At 62.8% G+C, this 16,740-nt stretch carries 15 protein-coding genes and 1 tRNA gene; 3 read left to right on the top strand and 13 right to left on the bottom strand.

Annotated elements, in window-relative coordinates; translation table 11 throughout:
- Positions 1-142: 142 nt before the first annotated feature.
- Positions 143-1,462 (bottom strand): sensor histidine kinase, encoded by a 1,320-nt coding sequence (locus QPK31_RS18225; RefSeq protein ID WP_290424316.1) that lies wholly within the window; start codon positions 1,460-1,462, stop codon positions 143-145.
- A complete protein-coding gene (locus QPK31_RS18220) occupies positions 1,459-2,124 on the bottom strand; it encodes a response regulator transcription factor (RefSeq protein WP_290424315.1) in 666 nt (221 codons plus the stop codon). The genes QPK31_RS18225 and QPK31_RS18220 overlap by 4 nt, the downstream gene beginning before the upstream one ends.
- 277 nt (positions 2,125-2,401) lie before the next feature.
- On the opposite strand from QPK31_RS18220, the gene QPK31_RS18215 reads away from it, so the two are divergent.
- A complete protein-coding gene (locus tag QPK31_RS18215) occupies positions 2,402-3,211 on the top strand; it encodes a Crp/Fnr family transcriptional regulator (RefSeq protein ID WP_313176219.1) in 810 nt (269 codons plus the stop codon).
- Here QPK31_RS18215 and QPK31_RS18210 read toward each other — a convergent pair.
- From QPK31_RS18210 to QPK31_RS18160, 11 genes are all read right to left on the bottom strand, one after another.
- The gene (locus QPK31_RS18210) at positions 3,208-4,740 is read right to left on the bottom strand and encodes a CHASE3 domain-containing protein (protein WP_290424313.1); all 1,533 of its coding nucleotides are present in this window, start codon (positions 4,738-4,740) and stop codon (positions 3,208-3,210) included. The genes QPK31_RS18215 and QPK31_RS18210 overlap by 4 nt on opposite strands.
- 226 nt (positions 4,741-4,966) lie before the next feature.
- A complete protein-coding gene (locus QPK31_RS18205; RefSeq protein ID WP_005667428.1) occupies positions 4,967-5,599 on the bottom strand; it encodes a response regulator transcription factor in 633 nt (210 codons plus the stop codon).
- Between the two features lie 143 nt (positions 5,600-5,742).
- A complete protein-coding gene (locus tag QPK31_RS18200; protein WP_290424312.1) occupies positions 5,743-6,159 on the bottom strand; it encodes a MerR family transcriptional regulator in 417 nt (138 codons plus the stop codon).
- Between the two features lie 7 nt (positions 6,160-6,166).
- The gene (locus tag QPK31_RS18195; RefSeq protein ID WP_290424311.1) at positions 6,167-6,520 is read right to left on the bottom strand and encodes an integration host factor subunit alpha; all 354 of its coding nucleotides are present in this window, start codon (positions 6,518-6,520) and stop codon (positions 6,167-6,169) included.
- 155 nt (positions 6,521-6,675) lie between these two features.
- On the bottom strand, positions 6,676-9,117 hold the full coding sequence (pheT, locus tag QPK31_RS18190) for a phenylalanine--tRNA ligase subunit beta (protein WP_290424310.1): 2,442 nt from the start codon (positions 9,115-9,117) through the stop codon (positions 6,676-6,678).
- A gap of 95 nt (positions 9,118-9,212) precedes the next feature.
- Positions 9,213-10,229: a phenylalanine--tRNA ligase subunit alpha gene (pheS, locus tag QPK31_RS18185; protein WP_290424309.1), complete on the bottom strand. Its 1,017-nt coding sequence runs from the start codon at positions 10,227-10,229 to the stop codon at positions 9,213-9,215.
- Between the two features lie 130 nt (positions 10,230-10,359).
- Positions 10,360-10,719 (bottom strand): 50S ribosomal protein L20, encoded by a 360-nt coding sequence (gene rplT, locus QPK31_RS18180; protein WP_056334468.1) that lies wholly within the window; start codon positions 10,717-10,719, stop codon positions 10,360-10,362.
- A 20-nt stretch (positions 10,720-10,739) separates the two neighbouring features.
- The gene (gene rpmI, locus QPK31_RS18175) at positions 10,740-10,937 is read right to left on the bottom strand and encodes a 50S ribosomal protein L35 (protein WP_026354218.1); all 198 of its coding nucleotides are present in this window, start codon (positions 10,935-10,937) and stop codon (positions 10,740-10,742) included.
- A gap of 560 nt (positions 10,938-11,497) precedes the next feature.
- Positions 11,498-12,043 (bottom strand): translation initiation factor IF-3, encoded by a 546-nt coding sequence (infC, locus tag QPK31_RS18170; RefSeq protein WP_290424493.1) that lies wholly within the window; start codon positions 12,041-12,043, stop codon positions 11,498-11,500.
- Positions 12,044-12,055: 12 nt separating this feature from the next.
- Positions 12,056-13,966: a threonine--tRNA ligase gene (gene thrS / locus QPK31_RS18165; protein WP_290424308.1), complete on the bottom strand. Its 1,911-nt coding sequence runs from the start codon at positions 13,964-13,966 to the stop codon at positions 12,056-12,058.
- 262 nt (positions 13,967-14,228) lie between these two features.
- Positions 14,229-14,305 (bottom strand) — tRNA-Val (locus tag QPK31_RS18160).
- Between the two features lie 146 nt (positions 14,306-14,451).
- On the opposite strand from QPK31_RS18160, the gene QPK31_RS18155 reads away from it, so the two are divergent.
- Together QPK31_RS18155 and QPK31_RS18150 are read left to right on the top strand one after the other, a co-directional pair.
- A complete protein-coding gene (locus tag QPK31_RS18155; protein WP_290424307.1) occupies positions 14,452-15,393 on the top strand; it encodes a cation diffusion facilitator family transporter in 942 nt (313 codons plus the stop codon).
- A gap of 69 nt (positions 15,394-15,462) precedes the next feature.
- Entirely contained in the window at positions 15,463-16,461 is a 999-nt protein-coding gene (locus QPK31_RS18150; RefSeq protein WP_290424306.1) for an NAD(P)/FAD-dependent oxidoreductase, read from the top strand.
- Positions 16,462-16,740 lie beyond the last annotated feature (279 nt).

The raw sequence follows: 16,740 nt of genomic DNA, 5'->3' as shown, positions 1-16,740 counted from the left end.
CCTCGGGTCGGGGCGCGGCACACGCGGAAAGAAAAAGTTGCCGTAGGAGAATAATACCCGAGAAAGCTTGCATTACCCTGAGGAAATGCTGACAGGATCCTGACAGGCGCACGCTCGAATCAAGAGCGCGCTTGCCTCCGCATCAAGGGAAATGGAGGGTGAAGACCGCCCCGCTGCCGGCTGCCGGCTGGCCCAGCACGAGGTCGGCCGCGTGCAGATTGGCGATGTCGCGCACGATGGCCAGGCCCAGGCCGCTGCCCGTGGTCTGCTCGTCGAGGCGCACGAAGCGCTCGAACACCCGGGGGCGCAGGTGGGCCGGGATGCCGGGACCATTGTCCTCGATGCGCAGGAAGCTGCCGCCGTCGCCGAGCGCGCCGCAGGCCACGGTAACGCGCCCGCCCGCCGGGGTATAGCGCAGGGCATTGTCGACCAGGTTGTCGACCAGGTCGCGCAGCAGGAAGCGGTCGCCCTGCAGCGGCGCCCCGTCCAGCTCGAAGCCGAGGTCGATGTCCTTGGCGGCGGCCTGCTCGACGAAGTGCTGGATGCTTTCCGCCACCAGCTGCGCCAGGTCGACAGGCAACAGGCGCGCGCGCGCAAAGCGGTTCGGTTCGGCGCGCTCGAGCGAGAGCAGCTGGTTGGTCTGGCGGATCATGCGCTCGTTTGCCTGCAGCATCAGGCCGAGCGAACGGGCGCTGTCCGGGTCAAGGGCGTGGCGCGCGGCCAGCCATTCCAATTGCAGCTTGAGCCCGGCCAACGGCGTGCGCAGCTGGTGCGCCACATTCGCGCGGAACTCGTCCTGGGCGCGGGCGCCGGCCTCGATCCGGCCCAGCAAGGCGTTGAAGGCATCGACCACCGGCGCCAGTTCGCGCGGCATGCCGCTGTCGTCGAGTGGCGCCAGGTCGGCGCTGCCGCGCGCATCCAGGCGTGCGCGCAGGCGCGCCAGCGGCGCCAGGCCATTTCCGACCGAAAACCACACCAGGCCGATCAGCGCCAGGCTGAACACGCCTTCGAGCAGCACCAGCGAGCGCACGATGGCCGAGCGCACCTGGCCGCGGGCACGCACCGTGCGCGCCACGCTGACCTGCGCCGTGCCACCCTGAAAGTCGAGCGCGACAACGGCGATGCGCACCGGCTCGCCCTGGATGCGCGCGTCGCGCAGGCCGGGGCCGGCGGGCGCCGGCAACGCCGCGCTGCCGGCCAGCAGGCGGCCGTCGCTCGCGTGCAATGCGGTCCAGCCCGTTTCGCCGGCGCCATCGTCGGGCGCGCGGCCGCTCGTCAGCGGCGCCAGGCCTTCGGCGCGCACCCGCCCCGCGAGCGCACTGGCGGCGGCGCGCAGGCCATCGTCAAAGGCGAGCTGGGCCGGCGTCCAGGCCAGCAGGTAGGTGAGCGCGGCGGCGCCGAGGTTGAAGACGAGGATGGGCCCGACCAGCCACTTCAGCAGGCGCAGCCGGATCGAACTCATGTGCCCGCTTCGAGCAGGTAGCCGAAGCCGCGGATGGTGCGCAAGGACACGCCGGCGCCGTCGAGTTTCAGGCGCAGGCGCGAGACATAGACTTCGACCGCGTTCAGGGTCAGGTCTTCGCCCCAGGGCGCGATGGCGTCGACGATCTGCTGCTTGGAGACCACGCGCCCGGCATGCTGCAGCAGGTATTCGAGCACGGCCCACTCGCGCACCGACAGCTCGAGGGCGCGCTCGCCCACACGCGCACGGCGCGCGCCGCTGTCGAGCACGATGTTGCCGAGCGCAAGCACATTGCTTTTCGGCGCATTGCGCCGCGCCAGGGCGCGGATACGGGCGACCAGCTCGGGCGTGGCGAAGGGTTTCACCAGGTAGTCGTCGGCGCCCGTCTCCAGGCCGCGCACGCGGTCTTCGACGGCGTCGCGCGCGGTCAGGAGCAACACCGGGGTGGCGTCGCCGCGGGCGCGCAGGCGGCGCACGACTTCGAAACCGTCGATGCCGGGCAGGCCGATATCGAGCACGGCGACCAGGGGAGGATTGCGCTGCAACAGGGCATCGGCTTGCAGGCCGTCGCGGGCGATCTCGACCTGCATGCCCTGGGCTTGCAGGGTGCGGTTCAGGCCGTCGGCGAGGACGGCGTCGTCTTCCACGAGCAGGATGTGCATGCGCCTTCAGATGAGGAAATGGTGTTGGCGCACATTATGCGGCATAGCGCTTTCCAGCCACAAACGAAAGACAGAAGAGAAGGCTTGAACGGCAGCATCTTTCCTAGTAGGACTGGACTGACAAAACATCCTACGAGGGGACTACACAGGGGCAACCCCTAATCTTATGTTCGGCAACAGACTATAGCTTTAATGTACACACATCGCGATGAGGCAAAGTGAACAAGCCGAAAAGTCGCTCCCGGATGCAATGAAGCTAGAGATAAGAGGACAGAAAATGAACAACGCTCAACTTGGTGGTGCAACGCAAAAAGCGCAATCGGTCAACGGCATGCCTTCGACCAAAGAAGAAATTCGAGCTGCGTCGCGTCCAGTTGTCAGTGTCAGCGGCACCCAGCAGAACGAACTGCTGGCCGCCCTGCCGCGCCAGGACCTGGAAACCCTGTTCGAGCACCTGGAACTGGTTCCTATGCCTTTCGGCAAAGAACTGTTCGAGTATGGCAGCAAATTGGAATACGTGTATTTCCCGACGACGGCAATCGTGTCGCTGCTCTACGTGATGGAAGACGGCGCCACCACCGAGATCGCCGTGGTAGGCCATGAAGGCGTGGTTGGCGTGTCGCTGTTCATGGGCGAACGCGCCATGTGCAGCGCAGTCGTGCAGAGCGCCGGCTACGGCTACCGCCTGAAAACCCAGTACCTGCGCGATGCCTTCATGAAAGGCGGCGCCCTGCCCCAACTGCTGATGCGCTACACCAACGCCCTGTTCGCCCAGATGGCCCAGAACGCCGTCGGCGGCCGCCACAGCTCGATCGAACAAAAGCTGTGCCGCTGGCTGCTCGACCGCCTGGACCGTTCGCCAGGCAACGAACTGAAAGTGACCCAGGAACTGATCTCGATCATGCTGGGTGTGCGCCGCGAGTCGATCACCGCCGCCGCCGGCAAGCTGCAGGACGAAGGCCTGATCCAGTACCGCCGCGGCAACATCACGGTGCTCGACCGTGCCGGCCTGGAAGAGTACGCAGGCGAATGCTACAAGGTCGCCAAGACCGAATACGACCGCCTGCTGATGGACGTGGCGCGCTAAGCCCGCAGTTCTCCAAGATCGCCGCTCCCCATCGTCGGCAAGACCGGCGATGGGACTGGCGCTCCGGAATGCAGTATTCCCCCCGCATCCTTTTGCGCCAACGGTAATACCGGCGCCACGTTCGATCCCGGCACGGCCACAGGCGCCACGCCGGCGCCCAGCGGAATGCTGGCGCGTACGCAAGTCCCTACCCCGTTGACCCCACGCACGACTTCCAGCTTTCCGCCCAGCAGCAGCGCGCGCTCGCGCATGCCGAGCAGGCCGTGCGATTTCGAACGGGTCAGCGCGTCCGCCGGAATGCCGATCCCGTCGTCGCTGACTTCCAGGCTCAGGACCTCGTCCTCGCGATCCAGGTGGACGATGACATTCCGTGCCTGCGCGTACTTGGCGATATTGTTCAGCGACTCCTGCACGATGCGGAACAGCGCGATCGCGTGCATCGGGCCGGCGCCATCGATGTCGCCGTCGACCAGTACGTCGCAGTCGAGGCCGGTCACGCGCGCGTAGTCGTCGCAGTAGCTTTGCAGCGCGGCACTCAGGCCCAGGTTGTCGAGCAGGCTCGGGCGCAGGTCTTCGACAATGCGGCGTTTCAGTTGCACGGTATCGACCAGGGTGCTGCGGGCACGGGTCAGCATCGCCACCAGATCCGGCCGGGTGCCGCGCAATTGCTCGGCAACGCTGTTCAGGTCCATGCCAATCGCCGTCAAGTTGGCGCCCATTTCGTCGTGCAGTTCACGCGCCAGCTTGGTCTTTTCTTCTTCCGACACGTGGATCAGGTGGCGCGACAGCACCGACAATTGCTCGGTACGGCGGGCAACGATGGATTCAAGCTGTTCGTTGGCTTGCTGCAGGGCATGCTCGGCATCCTTGCGCGCGCCGAAACTGCGGCGCACCAAGCGGTAGAACAAGAGCAACACGGCAATTGCCGCCGCATTGATGCCGACACCCAGCATCACGGCATGCCGGTACTGCTCGTAGAACGCGGCGCTGCGCGCTTTCAGGAGTTCGTTCTGTTCGCTCAGCATGATCACCACCTGCAGGCGGATCTCGTCGCTGTCGTTGTCGCCCGGCGCGCCGGTGATGGCAAGGATGTCGTTGATGCCGCCTTCGCGGTAGATCGTCAGCGCTTGCCCCATCATGCCGAGCTGGCGCTCGACCAGGCTGCGCAGCTGGGTCAGGTTTTTTTGCTGGGAAGGATTGTCGCGGAGCAGGCTGCCGAGTTCATGAAGCTGCTGGTCGATGCGGGCCGGCGCCGCCTGCACGCTGCCCAGGTAGGTTTCGGAACCCGACAGGAAATAGCCGCGCAGATTGCTCTCGGCGTCGGTCACCAGCAGGTTCAGGTGCTGCAGCTCCTCGGTCACCTGTGAGGTACGCTCCTGCAAGGCGTTCGCCGCCTTCAGTCCATCCAGGTTGCGCAGCAAGAAAACGCCGTTCACGACCAGGATCAGCACGCAGGCAAAACACAGCAGCGTCTTGTAGAGCGGCAGTGCACGAGCCCTGGAAGGCGCCGGATCGGTGGTGAAATACATCTGCGGGTTCCTTTCGGCAACTTAACGGACCGGCCGATTATAGCCTTGTGCGGACATCGGCGCACCCGAATGGTGCTGCCACCGGGCTTGCAACGTAGGCGGGAAACGACAGATTGCGTGTGAGCGCAGCGGAACGCCAGGCTTGGCGCAGGGACTTGCAGGCGACGCCTGGTACATGGCGACCAGGGTCGATGAAGGCGGACGCCGGGCGGCGTCCGCGCCCTTCTCAATCGAGAAGGTTGTTTTTCATGGCGTAATACGTCAGGTCGCTGTTCGACTGCAGCCCCATCTTTTCCATGATGCGGGTACGGTAGGTCGAGACCGTCTTGATCGACAGCGACAGCGCATTGCCGATGTCGGACACGGTCGCGCCCTTGGCCAGGCGCAGGAAGACCTGGAATTCGCGGTCCGAGAGCTCGGTGTGCAGCGCCGTGTTCGGGTCGCGGTCGAAACTCTGGGCCAGCAGTTCGCCGACCGTCGACGACACGTAGCGGCGGCCTTGGTAGACGGTGCGCACGGCGGTCTTCAGTTCGTCGGCTTCGCATTCCTTGTTCAGGTAGCCGTTGGCGCCCATCTTGAACAAATTCAGCGCGTATTGCTGCGCCGGGTAGCCGGAGAGAATCAGCACCGGCAGGTTCGGCTGGCCCTGGCGGATGGTGCGCAGGATATCGATCCCGCTTTGGTCGGGCATGGCGATGTCGAGCAACAGCACGTCGCAAATTTCGCGACGGGCGATATCGAGCGCCTCACGACCGGTGGCGCCCTCGGCGACGACTTCGAAATCGCCGGAGGACGAGAAAATCTGTTTGAAACCTGCTCGAACTATCTGGTGATCGTCACAAATGGCAACGCGTATCATTGTCTTCCCTTAAATTTTCCTGGCACAGGAAAGAGCCGTGCGAACGTTTTTCGCGCCCCGGCTGTCATGCGTTGGATGAGCTAAGCGCATGTAACATTTTAGCACTTCGCGGCCCCAGTACAACAGGCGCACGAATGCCTCAGTTACCGCTTCGTCGAGGCTGGGCGCGCGTCCTGTTTTAACAATGCGAGGATGTCGAGCAGGTCTTCGCGCAGCTTGGCGGTATCGACCGCCGGTGCTTCCTCGACCTCGACATGCTCGATGCCGCCGGCGAGGTCGCTGGCGCGGTTGTCGAGGCGGTTGCGGGCGCCGCTGATGGTGAAGCCCTGCTCGTACAGCAACTCGCGGATCCGCCGGATCAGCAACACTTCGTGGTGCTGGTAGTAGCGGCGGTTACCACGTCGTTTGACAGGCTTCAGCTGAGTAAATTCCTGCTCCCAGTAGCGCAGCACATGCGGCTTGACCCCGCACAATTCGCTGACTTCGCCGATCGTGAAGTAGCGCTTGGCCGGGATCGGCGGCAGCGCGGCAAGTTCGTTCTTGTTCGGACGGTCGTTCATGGCTCACTTATGCAGCGCGCGCCAGGGATGCCGGACTGGTCTCTTCGACCATGCCCTTCAGTTTCTGGCTGGCGTGGAAGGTCACGACGCGGCGCGCCGTGATCGGGATTTCTTCCCCGGTTTTCGGATTGCGGCCCGGCCGCTGCGGCTTGTCGCGCAACTGGAAGTTGCCGAAGCCCGACAGCTTGACGGCCTCGCCGCGCTCGAGCGCGTTACGGATTTCGTCGAAGAAGGTTTCGACCATGTCCTTGGCTTCGCGCTTGTTCAGGCCGACCTGCTCGAAGAGCAGCTCGGCCAGCTCGGCCTTGGTCAGGGTCGGCAGGTCTTTCTCGGCTTCCTTCCGTACCCGCGCCACTTGCATCGCACGATGCAGGTCGGCCGCCAGCGCCTCCTGGAATACGGCCGTATCAACGTCGTTGTTATTAATTTTGAAGCCCTGCCTTCAGATCAAACGTTTGGACGAAGTGATCGCGGCGTTCAGGCGGCAAGACCGCCATGACGCCGTGATGCTTTCAATTACCCGCGCAATGTTGCGCTGTGTTTTTCTTTTGCGGCATCAGCCACGGCAGCCATCAAGGCCTCCACGGCATCGTCCTGCAAGGTCGATTGAGTATCTTGCAAGCTAAAGCGGAAAGCAAGCGATTTTTCGTCCGCCTCCAGGCCCTTGCCGCGGTATTCATCAAATAAAACAACGGCTTGCAAGATCTTGCCATTCGGATGAGCGCTTGCCGCGGCAGTGAAACTGTCGAGCACGGCCTGGGCCGGCACGTCCTGTTTCACCAGCAAGGCGAGGTCGCGGGTGGCGCCCGGGAACTTCGAAATCTCGGTGTGCGCCGGGACGACGCGTTCTTGCAAAGCGGCGGCATCGACCTCGAACAGCACCGGCGCCTGCGGCAAATCGTACTTCTGCAGCCAGCGCGGATGCAGCTCGCCGATAAAGCCGACGACCTTGCCGTCGAGCTCGACGGTCGCGCAGCGGCCCGGATGCAGCGCCGGATGCTCAGCCTTATTGAAGCGTACCACACGTGGCGCAAACAGGGCTTCCAGGTCGGCTTTCACGTCGAAGAAGTCGACCGCGCGGGTGGCCACGCCCCACTGCTCGTCCACGGCCGGACCGTAGGCGATGGCGCCGACGCGCTTCGGCTGCTCGAAACCGGCGACGGCCAGAGGGCCATCGACCACCTCGGCATTGCGCTTGAAGATGGCGCCGACTTCGAACACGCGCACGCGGCCGGCTTTCCTGTTCAAGTTGTACCGTACGTTGGCCAGCAGGCCGCCGATCAAGGTCGAGCGCATCACGCTCATCTGGCTGGCGATCGGGTTCTGCAGCTTGATCGGTGCGTCGTTGCCGGCGAAGTCTTGCTCCCACGCGCTTTCCACGAAGCTCATGTTGACGACTTCCTGGTAGCCGAGGTCAGCCAGCTGGTGCCGTACGGCGAACAGCGAGCGGGTGTTCTCCGGTTCGATCAGCATGGCCGACGGGGCCACCGGCGGATTTGCCGGAATGTTCTCGAAGCCATACACGCGCGCGACTTCCTCGATCAGGTCTTCCTCGATCTCGATGTCGAAACGGTAAGATGGTGCGGTCACCGAGAACTGGCCAGCGCCGTTCTCGTCCAACTTGTGCGTGAACGGCAGGCCCAGGCGGTTGAAGATGTCGGCGATCATCTCGTCGGTGACGTCGACGCCGATCACTTTCGCGGCACGCGCGGTGCGCAGCACGACCGGCTGGCGTTGCGGCAGGTTGACGACCTGGTCGTCGACCGGGCCGACTTTCGTCTCGTTCGTGCCGCAGATTTCCACGATCAGCGCGGTAATGCGCTCGATGTTTTCCACCGTGTTGGCGAAGTCGACACCGCGCTCGAAACGGTGCGACGCATCGGTCGAGAAATTGTATTTGCGGGCACGGCCCTGGATGGCGTTCGGCCACCAGAAGGCCGCTTCCAGGTAGATGTCGGTGGTGTCGAGCGTCACGGCGGTGGAGTCGCCGCCCATGATGCCGGCCAGCGATTCGATTTCCTTGTCGTCGGCGATCACGCCGACCCACTCGTCGACGGCGATGGTGTTGCCGTTCAGGAGCTTCAGGGTTTCGCCCGCCTTGCCCCAACGCACGTCGATGGCGCCATGGATTTTCGACAGGTCGAACACGTGCGAGGGCTGGCCGACTTCGAGCATCACGTAGTTCGAGATATCGACCAGGGCCGAGACCGAACGCTGGCCCGAGCGTTCCAGGCGGCGCTTCATCCATTCCGGCGTCGCCGCTTTGGCGTTCAGGCCGCGGATCACGCGGCCGGTGAAGCGGCCGCACAGGTCCGGCGCCGAGATCTTGGCCGGCAGCACTTCGTCGGTGGTCACGGCGACCGCGCGTGCGCTCGGCAGCGACAGCGGCGAGCCGGTCAGGGCCGACACTTCGCGCGCCACGCCCAGCACCGACAGGCAGTCCGCCTTGTTCGGGGTCAGCTTGATGGTGAACTTCAGGTCGTTCAGGCCGAGGTAGTCGCGGATGTTCGTGCCGACCGGCGCGTCTTCCGGCAACTCCATCAGGCCGCTGCTTTCTTCCGAAATCTTCAGTTCCTTGGCCGAGCACATCATGCCCTGCGACTCGACGCCGCGCAGTTTACCGACCTTGATCTCGAAGGGCTTGCCATCGGCGCCAGGCGGCAGCACGGCGCCGGCTTTCGCGCAGATCGCCTTCATGCCGGCGCGCACATTCGGGGCGCCGCAGACGATGTTCAGCAGCGTGCCGGTGCCGACGTCGACCTGGCAGACATTCAGGCGGTCAGCGTTCGGGTGCTTGGCCACTTCGACCACGTGCGCCACCACCACGTTCGAGAACGGCGGCGCGACGGGTTCCACTTCCTCGACTTCGAGGCCGGACATGGTCAGCAGGTGGGCCAGTTCGTCCGAATTCATTTTCGGATCGACCAGGGAACGGAGCCAGTTTTCGGAGAATTGCATAATCTTTTTACCTTGTAGCTGCGCTATTTATCAGGTTTTCTTATAAATGGATGAGGAAGCCGGAGCGTGCTCGACGGCTTCCAACATGCCCATTCTTAATTGAACTGCTTGAGGAAGCGGAGATCGCCTTCGTAGAACAGGCGCAGGTCGTTGATTCCATAACGCAGCATCGTCAGGCGCTCGAGGCCGGAGCCGAACGCGAAGCCGATGAACTTTTCCGGATCCAGGCCGAAATTACGCACCACGGTCGGGTGCACCTGGCCGGCGCCCGACACTTCCAGCCAGCGGCCCTTCAGCGGACCGGAACCGAAGGCGATGTCGATCTCGGCCGACGGTTCGGTGAACGGGAAGTAGGACGGACGGAAACGCACCTGCAGGTCGTCGGTCTCGAAGAAGGCCTTGACGAAGTTCAGGTATACGCCCTTCAAATCGGCAAACGAGATGTCCTCGCCGATCCACAGGCCTTCGACCTGGTGAAACATCGGCGAATGGGTGGCGTCGCTGTCGACGCGGTAGGTGCGGCCCGGCGCGATCACCTTGATCGGCGGCGTGTGGGTGCGCGCGTAACGCACCTGCATCGGGCTGGTGTGGGTGCGCAGCAGCAATGGTTTACCGGTGCTGTCCTGGCCCTCGATGTAGAAAGTGTCCTGCATCGAACGCGCCGGGTGGTTTTCCGGGCTGTTCAGGGCGGTGAAGTTGGTCCAGTCGGTTTCGATTTCCGGGCCGTCGGCCACGTCGAAGCCGATCGAGCGGAAGATCTGTTCGACGCGTTCCCAGGTGCGCATCACCGGGTGGATGCCGCCGACCGAGCGGCCGCGGCCCGGCAGGGTGACGTCGATGGACTCGGCGTTCAGGCGCTGCATCAGCTGGGCGTTAGCCAGGTCGTCGCGGCGCGCGGTCAATGCCTTTTCGATTTTTTCTTTAGCGGCATTGATCAGGGCGCCCTGCGCCTTGCGCTGTTCGGGGTCGAGCTTGCCGAGACCCTTCATCAGTTCGGTGATTTGGCCGGTTTTGCCGAGGTATTTCGCTTTTGCGTTTTCCAGCGCGGCTGCATCCTGGGCAGCGGCGAAATCGGTCCCTGCGACGACGACGAGTTCTTCCAGCGAGTTCATGCTTTGTTCTTTTCCTGTTTTTGGGTGGCGGGAGGCGCCACAATCAAAAACGGGGCGAGGGCTTATTCAACCCCCGCCCCGCTCTCTGCCCTACGTCACCGCAGGGCTGGTCTTGCAAACTGGGATGCTATTAAGCAGCCAGCTTGGCCTGGACGGCAGCGACAATCGCGGCGAACGCCGGCTTGTCGTGCACGGCCATGTCGGCCAGGACTTTACGGTCCAGTTCAATCGCGGCTTTCTTCAGGCCGTTCATGAAGGCGCTGTAGGTCATGCCGTGCGAACGCGATGCTGCGTTGATACGGGTGATCCACAGTGCGCGGAAAACGCGCTTCTTGTTACGACGGTCGCGGTAGGCGTACTGGCCAGCGCGCATGACTGCTTGCTTGGCAATACGGAATACCTTGCTGCGACGGCCGCGGTAGCCTTTGGCAAGCTCAAGAACTTTCTTGTGACGGGCACGTGCAGTAACCCCACGTTTTACTCGAGGCATATTCGCTCCTTAGTGTGAGATTAAGCAGATGGCATCATGCGGTAGACGCTGGTCACGTCCGACGCATTGATGTTACGGGTGCCGCGCAGCTGGCGCTTGTTCTTGGTGGTCTTCTTGGTCAGGATGTGACGCTTGAACGCCATACCCGATTTGACAGTACCGCCCGGACGCACGCGAAAACGCTTCTTCGCGCTGCTTTTGGTTTTCATTTTTGGCATAGTCATCTGTCCTCGCGGACAGCCTCATATGTAACAGGATTGCAGGTGGCAGCGACGCTGCTCTTAGATGCCTACTTTCACTTGTTTTGCAGCAGGTCGTTACACGCCGTGCTGGACCCACTACAACCTGCTTCGAAAAACAGGAACCGCAGATTCTAGCACAGCTTGTGCGGGAAATGTGTTGCTTTGGCGGGATTCGGGAAATGGGCAATGCGACGCGAACCCGTACGGTGGGCACTCCGTGCCCCCCCCCCGCGGCTGCGGCGCATGCGCTTGGCTACGTGCCGTGACTATCCAACACGTGGCTTTACGAGAACCACGGTCCGCTTGCATCAGCGATTATCTTGTAGCGCGCTCTCGACAATACGCAGCCGCAGCGTGTCGCCAAGCCGCGTGTGTGCAGACACCGTACCGCGTGGGCACAAGTGCCCACCCTGCAACGGCCCACCGATCCAAGGTACCCATCCGAAAATCGACGCCGCCCAAACGAACAAAGCCGAACCCGGCGCTGCAGCTCACACTGCAACACCGGGCCCGGCCTGCTTACATCGCGAAAAAAATTACTTCTTCTTCTTCGGCGCAATGATCATGATCATCTGGCGGCCTTCCATCTTCGGGAACTGCTCGACCTGGCCATACGGCTCCAGGTCGCCCTTCAGACGTTCGAGCATGCGGAAGCCGATATCCTGGTGGGCCATTTCACGGCCGCGGAAGCGCAGCGTGATCTTGGTTTTGTCGCCGTCGTCCAGGAACTTGATGAGGTTGCGCAGCTTGATGCTGTAGTCGCCTTCATCGGTACCCGGGCGGAACTTGACTTCCTTGACCTGGATGATCTTCTGCTTCAGCTTGGCTTCGTGGGCCTTCTTCTGCTCGGAATACTTGAACTTGCCGTAATCCATGAGGCGGCAGACCGGTGGGCTCGCGTTCGGCGCGATTTCCACCAGGTCGACGTTTTTCTCCTCGGCCAGACGAAATGCCTCAGCCAGGCTCACAATGCCCAGCGGCTCGTTGTCCACCCCGGACAGTCGCATTTCCGGGTAAGTAATTTCGCCATTGATGCGATGTGACTTGTCAGTAGCTATGTTGTTTCCTTTTAATGTCTGAATGACCGGCCGGCGTTATTTGGCTTTGGAGGAAACCTCGCCCAGGAGGCGCTCCAACAGGGCATCGACGGACATCACGCCCAGATCGACATTGCCCCGCGCACGCACGGCCACGGTGTTTGCTTCGCGTTCCTTGTCGCCAACTACCAGAATGTAAGGCAGTTTTTGGACGGAATGCTCGCGTATTTTATAGGTAATCTTCTCGTTCCGCAAATCAGCGTGAACGCGCAGACCAGCCTCCCTCAGCTTCGCCTCGACCTGTTTCACATAGTCAGCTTGCGCATCAGAAATGTTCAGCACGGCGACCTGGACCGGGGCCAACCACAGCGGCAGCGCGCCGGCGTAGTTCTCGATCAGGATACCGATGAAGCGCTCCATCGAGCCGACGATCGCGCGGTGCAGCATCACCGGCACCTTGCGGGTATTGTCTTCCGCAACATATTCGGCGCCGAGACGGCCCGGCATCGAGAAGTCGACCTGCATGGTGCCGACCTGCCATGGACGGCCGAGGCTATCCTTCAGGTGGTACTCGATCTTCGGACCATAGAAAGCGCCCTCGCCCGGCAGCTCGGTCCATTCCACGCCGCAGCCGCGCAGCGCCGAACGCAGCGCTTCCTCGGCCTGGTCCCAGACTTCGTCGGAACCGATGCGGTTTTCCGGACGCAGCGCGATCTTGACGTCGATGTTGTGGAAGCCGAAGTCGTCGTAGACCTTCATCGCCTGGGCGTGGAAAGCCACCACTTCCGGCGCGATCTGTTCTTCGGTACAGAACACGTGGCCATCGTCCTGGGTGAAGCCGCGCACGCGCATCAGGCCGTGCAGCGCGCCCGAGGACTCGTTGCGGTGGCACTGGCCGAATTCGCCGTAGCGCAGCGGCAGGTCGCGGTAACTCTTCATGCCGGCGTTATAGATCTGCACGTGACCCGGGCAGTTCATGGGTTTGAGCGCGTACGAACGGTTCTCCGAATCGGTGGTGAACATGTTGTCGCGATAATTATCCCAGTGGCCGGTCTTTTGCCACAGGGTGACGTCCAGGATCTGCGGCGCCTTGACTTCGTTGTAGCCGGTCACTTGATAGGTCTTGCGCATGTACTGTTCCACCTGCTGCCAGACGGTCCAGCCCTTGGGATGCCAGAAGATCAGGCCCGGTGCTTCTTCCTGGAAGTGGAACAGGTCGAGTTGCTTGCCCAGCTTGCGGTGGTCGCGCTTCTCGGCTTCTTCCAGCATGTGCAGGTATTGCTCCTGGTCTTCCTTCTTGGTCCAGGCGGTGCCGTAGACGCGCTGCAGCATCTCGTTCTTCGAGTCGCCACGCCAGTAGGCACCGGCCAGCTTCATCAGCTTGAAGACCTTGATCTTGCCGGTCGACGGCACGTGCGGGCCGCGGCAGAGGTCGGTGAAACCGCCTTCCGAATACAGCGACACGTCCTCGTTCGCCGGGATCGAGGCGATGATCTCGGCCTTGTAGTCTTCGCCGATCGATTTGAAATAAGCCACGGCTTCGTCGCGCGGCAGCACCTTGCGGGTGACCGGCTCATCCTTCTTGGCCAGCTCCACCATTTTCTTTTCGATGGCCTTCAGGTCGTCCGGAGTGAAGGGGCGCTTGTACGAGAAGTCGTAGTAGAAACCGTTCTCGATGACCGGGCCGATGGTGACCTGGGCGTCCGGGAACAGTTCTTTGACCGCATAGGCCAGCAAGTGGGCGGTCGAGTGACGGATCACGTCCAGGCCCTCGGGGTCCTTGTCGGTGACGATCGCGAGATCGGCGTCCTGCTCGATCAGGAACGAGGTGTCGACGACCTTGCCGTTCACCTTGCCGGCCAGGGCAGCCTTGCCGAGGCTGGTGGCGATGCTGCTCGCCACCTGGGCAACGGTGACCGGTCCCTCGAATTGACGGCTGGAGCCATCCGGAAGTCGCACATTCAACATTTTGATCTCCAATCGGCGCCGCTGCGCCCGCTAACATGTATAAATTTGAAACTAAAAAAGTCGGGACGAAAAAAAACGCGCACCAGGCGCGTTGTCTTCAGTGTTGTCGAGTTTCTTCGAGCAAAAGGCCACCGTACCGCGTCTAGCGATTCCCCCACAACCAGGTTGTAGTTCGCGGTGTCATAACCGTTTGTGCCTTTCTCGCTCTTACTCTGGACGACAAGAGCGGAAAACCGGAGTTCCCCGCACTGTCTATTTATTCTGGTGGGCGGTGCAGAATTCGAATCTGCGACCCCTTGGATGTCGACCAAGTATTCTAACCAGCTGAACTAACCGCCCAATGAGGAGCATTATAGGGGCCAGGCGCCGACCGCGCAAGGGTTGATCCGAATTAAGTATTTCCAGCAGTTCAAGGCGAGCGCCCTGCCCGCCTTGCGAGGCGATATCCATTACACTTGCCAGTCGTTGAATCCACAGTACTGAACATGTCCTCCCAGCACGCCGCGCCGCCGACCTCCGACCATCTGCACGCCCACCTCGACGGCGACGCCGAACATGGCCATTACATCGAGCCGCGCAGCCAGAAGGCGCTCGCCTTTGCCCTCACGCTGACGCTGCTGTTCGCGCTGGTCGAAGTCGTCACCGGTTTCGTGTCGAATTCGCTGGCCCTGATCTCCGACGCCGGCCACATGGTGACCGACGCCGCCGCCCTCGGCCTGGCCCTGCTGGCCCAGCTCATCGCCAAGCGCCCGCCTTCGAGCCGGCATTCCTTTGGCTTCGTGCGCGCCGAAGCGCTGGCGGCCTTCGTGAATTGCCTGGCGATGCTGGCCCTGGTCGCCTGGATCGTCTACGAGGCGGTGCAGCGCCTGACCCACCCCGAGCCTGTGCAGGGCGGCGTGGTGTTGATCGTGGCGGCGCTCGGCGCCTGCATCAATATCGCGGTGGCCTGGGTGCTGTCGCGCGACACCGACAGCATCAACACCCGCGCGGCCCTGGTCAACGTGATGGGCGACCTGCTGGGCTCAGTCGCCGCGATCGCCGCCGGCGCCATCATCTATTTCACCGGCTGGGTGCGGATCGACCCGATCCTGTCGATCTTCGTCTCGCTATTGATCCTGAAATCGACGGTCGGCATCCTGCGCGAGTCCTATCACTTCCTGATGGAAGGCGTGCCGCACGGGATCGATTACCTGCAGGTCGGCGCCGACCTGGCCGCCGTCGAGGGCGTGCTGTCGGTGCACGACCTGCACGTCTGGGACATGTCGCCCGGCCACCCTGCCCTGATCGGCCACCTGGAGATCGCCGACCTGGGCGAATGGCCCATCGTGCTACGTCGCGTCAAGGAAATGCTGCTGGACAAGCACGGGATCGACCACGTGACCCTGCAGCCGGAAGCGCTGGACGGCAAGCCGCTGCAGGCGGTGTAAGTATCTTCCGACTCTTGCTGGGTGCGCACGCCTATAGATGGCGCGCTCACGGAGCCGCATAATCGGTGCATGAATGACATCACCGAACACCGCAGTGCCGACCTCAATGCCGACCTGAGCGAGCACGTTTTCGATACGCTCGTCATCGGCGGCGGCCCCGGCGGGCTGACCGCCGCCATCTACCTGCGCCGCTTCACGCGCAACATCGTCGTGGTCGACAAGGGCAACAGCCGCCTGTGCCTGATTCCCGTCTCGCACAACTATCCCGGCTTCCCCGAAGGCGTACCGGGCGGGCAGCTGCTGGTCAATCTCACCGAGCAATTGAAGCGCTATGGCGGCGAGGTACGCCACGGCGAGATCACCGGCCTGCGCCTGGAAGACGGCGTCTTCATCGGCGATTATCTCGACGACGACGGCAACACCCGGCCGATCCGTGCCCTCACCGTCCTGCTGGCTACCGGCGTGGCCGACGCCGGCTTGCCGGTCGAACGCTGGCACGACGCGGTGGCGGCCGGCGCCGTGCGCCTGTGCCCGGTCTGCGACGGCTACGACGTCATGGACCGGCGCATCGCCGTCGTCACCTCGGAAACCAACCCGGTCGGCCATGCCCTCTTCATGCGCTCGTTCAGCGCCGACGTGACCCTGTTCGACCGCGGCGAGGAATCGATGCTGAACGACGACGAGCGGCGCCAGATCGAGGCGGCCGGCGTGAAATACGTCGAGTCGCCGCTGCTGGGCGTGACCCTCACCGAGGACATGAAGCCGGTCCTGAACACGGCCGATGGCGAGAGCCGCACCTTCGACGTGTTCTATCCGATGCTGGGGGAATCGGCGCGCTCGAAGCTGGCGGCCGACCTCGGCGCGGAAACGGCGGAGTGCGACAAGCTGGTGGTCGACGATCACCAGCGCACCAACGTGCCGGGCCTGTATGCGATCGGCGACGTGGTGCGCGGCCTGAACCAGATCGCGGTGGCCGCCGGCCAGGCGGCAATCGCGGCGACCACGATCCACAATGCCCTGCCGTGGGCCTTGCGCCCGGCGCCGGAGAAAGAACAGCGCGCCGCCTGATGTTCCGCCAAGGCTAACGGTAGGGTGGGCACTCCGTGCCCACGCGGTACGTGCGTGTCCATTTCCGTTGGCCGTGCAGCAGATTTCCATGGCGCATGCAGCACGACGAAAGCAGCACGATGGATGTTTTGTCAGAGGCTCATGTTTCGAGCGACACGTCGCCGCACGTGGCCGGGAGTTAAGCACGTACCGCGTGGGCATGGATGAAGTGACCCCAAAAAGTTAGACACAACTTTTTGGGGTGATATGACGAAGTACACAGAGCAGTTCAAACAGATG

Origin of the sequence: Massilia sp. YIM B02769 (assembly GCF_030411995.1) — a bacterium.
In the GTDB taxonomy this organism is placed as follows: domain Bacteria; phylum Pseudomonadota; class Gammaproteobacteria; order Burkholderiales; family Burkholderiaceae_D; genus Telluria.
The sequence above is the reverse complement of the archived record's forward strand: the minus strand, read 5'-3'. Positions and strand labels throughout refer to the sequence as shown.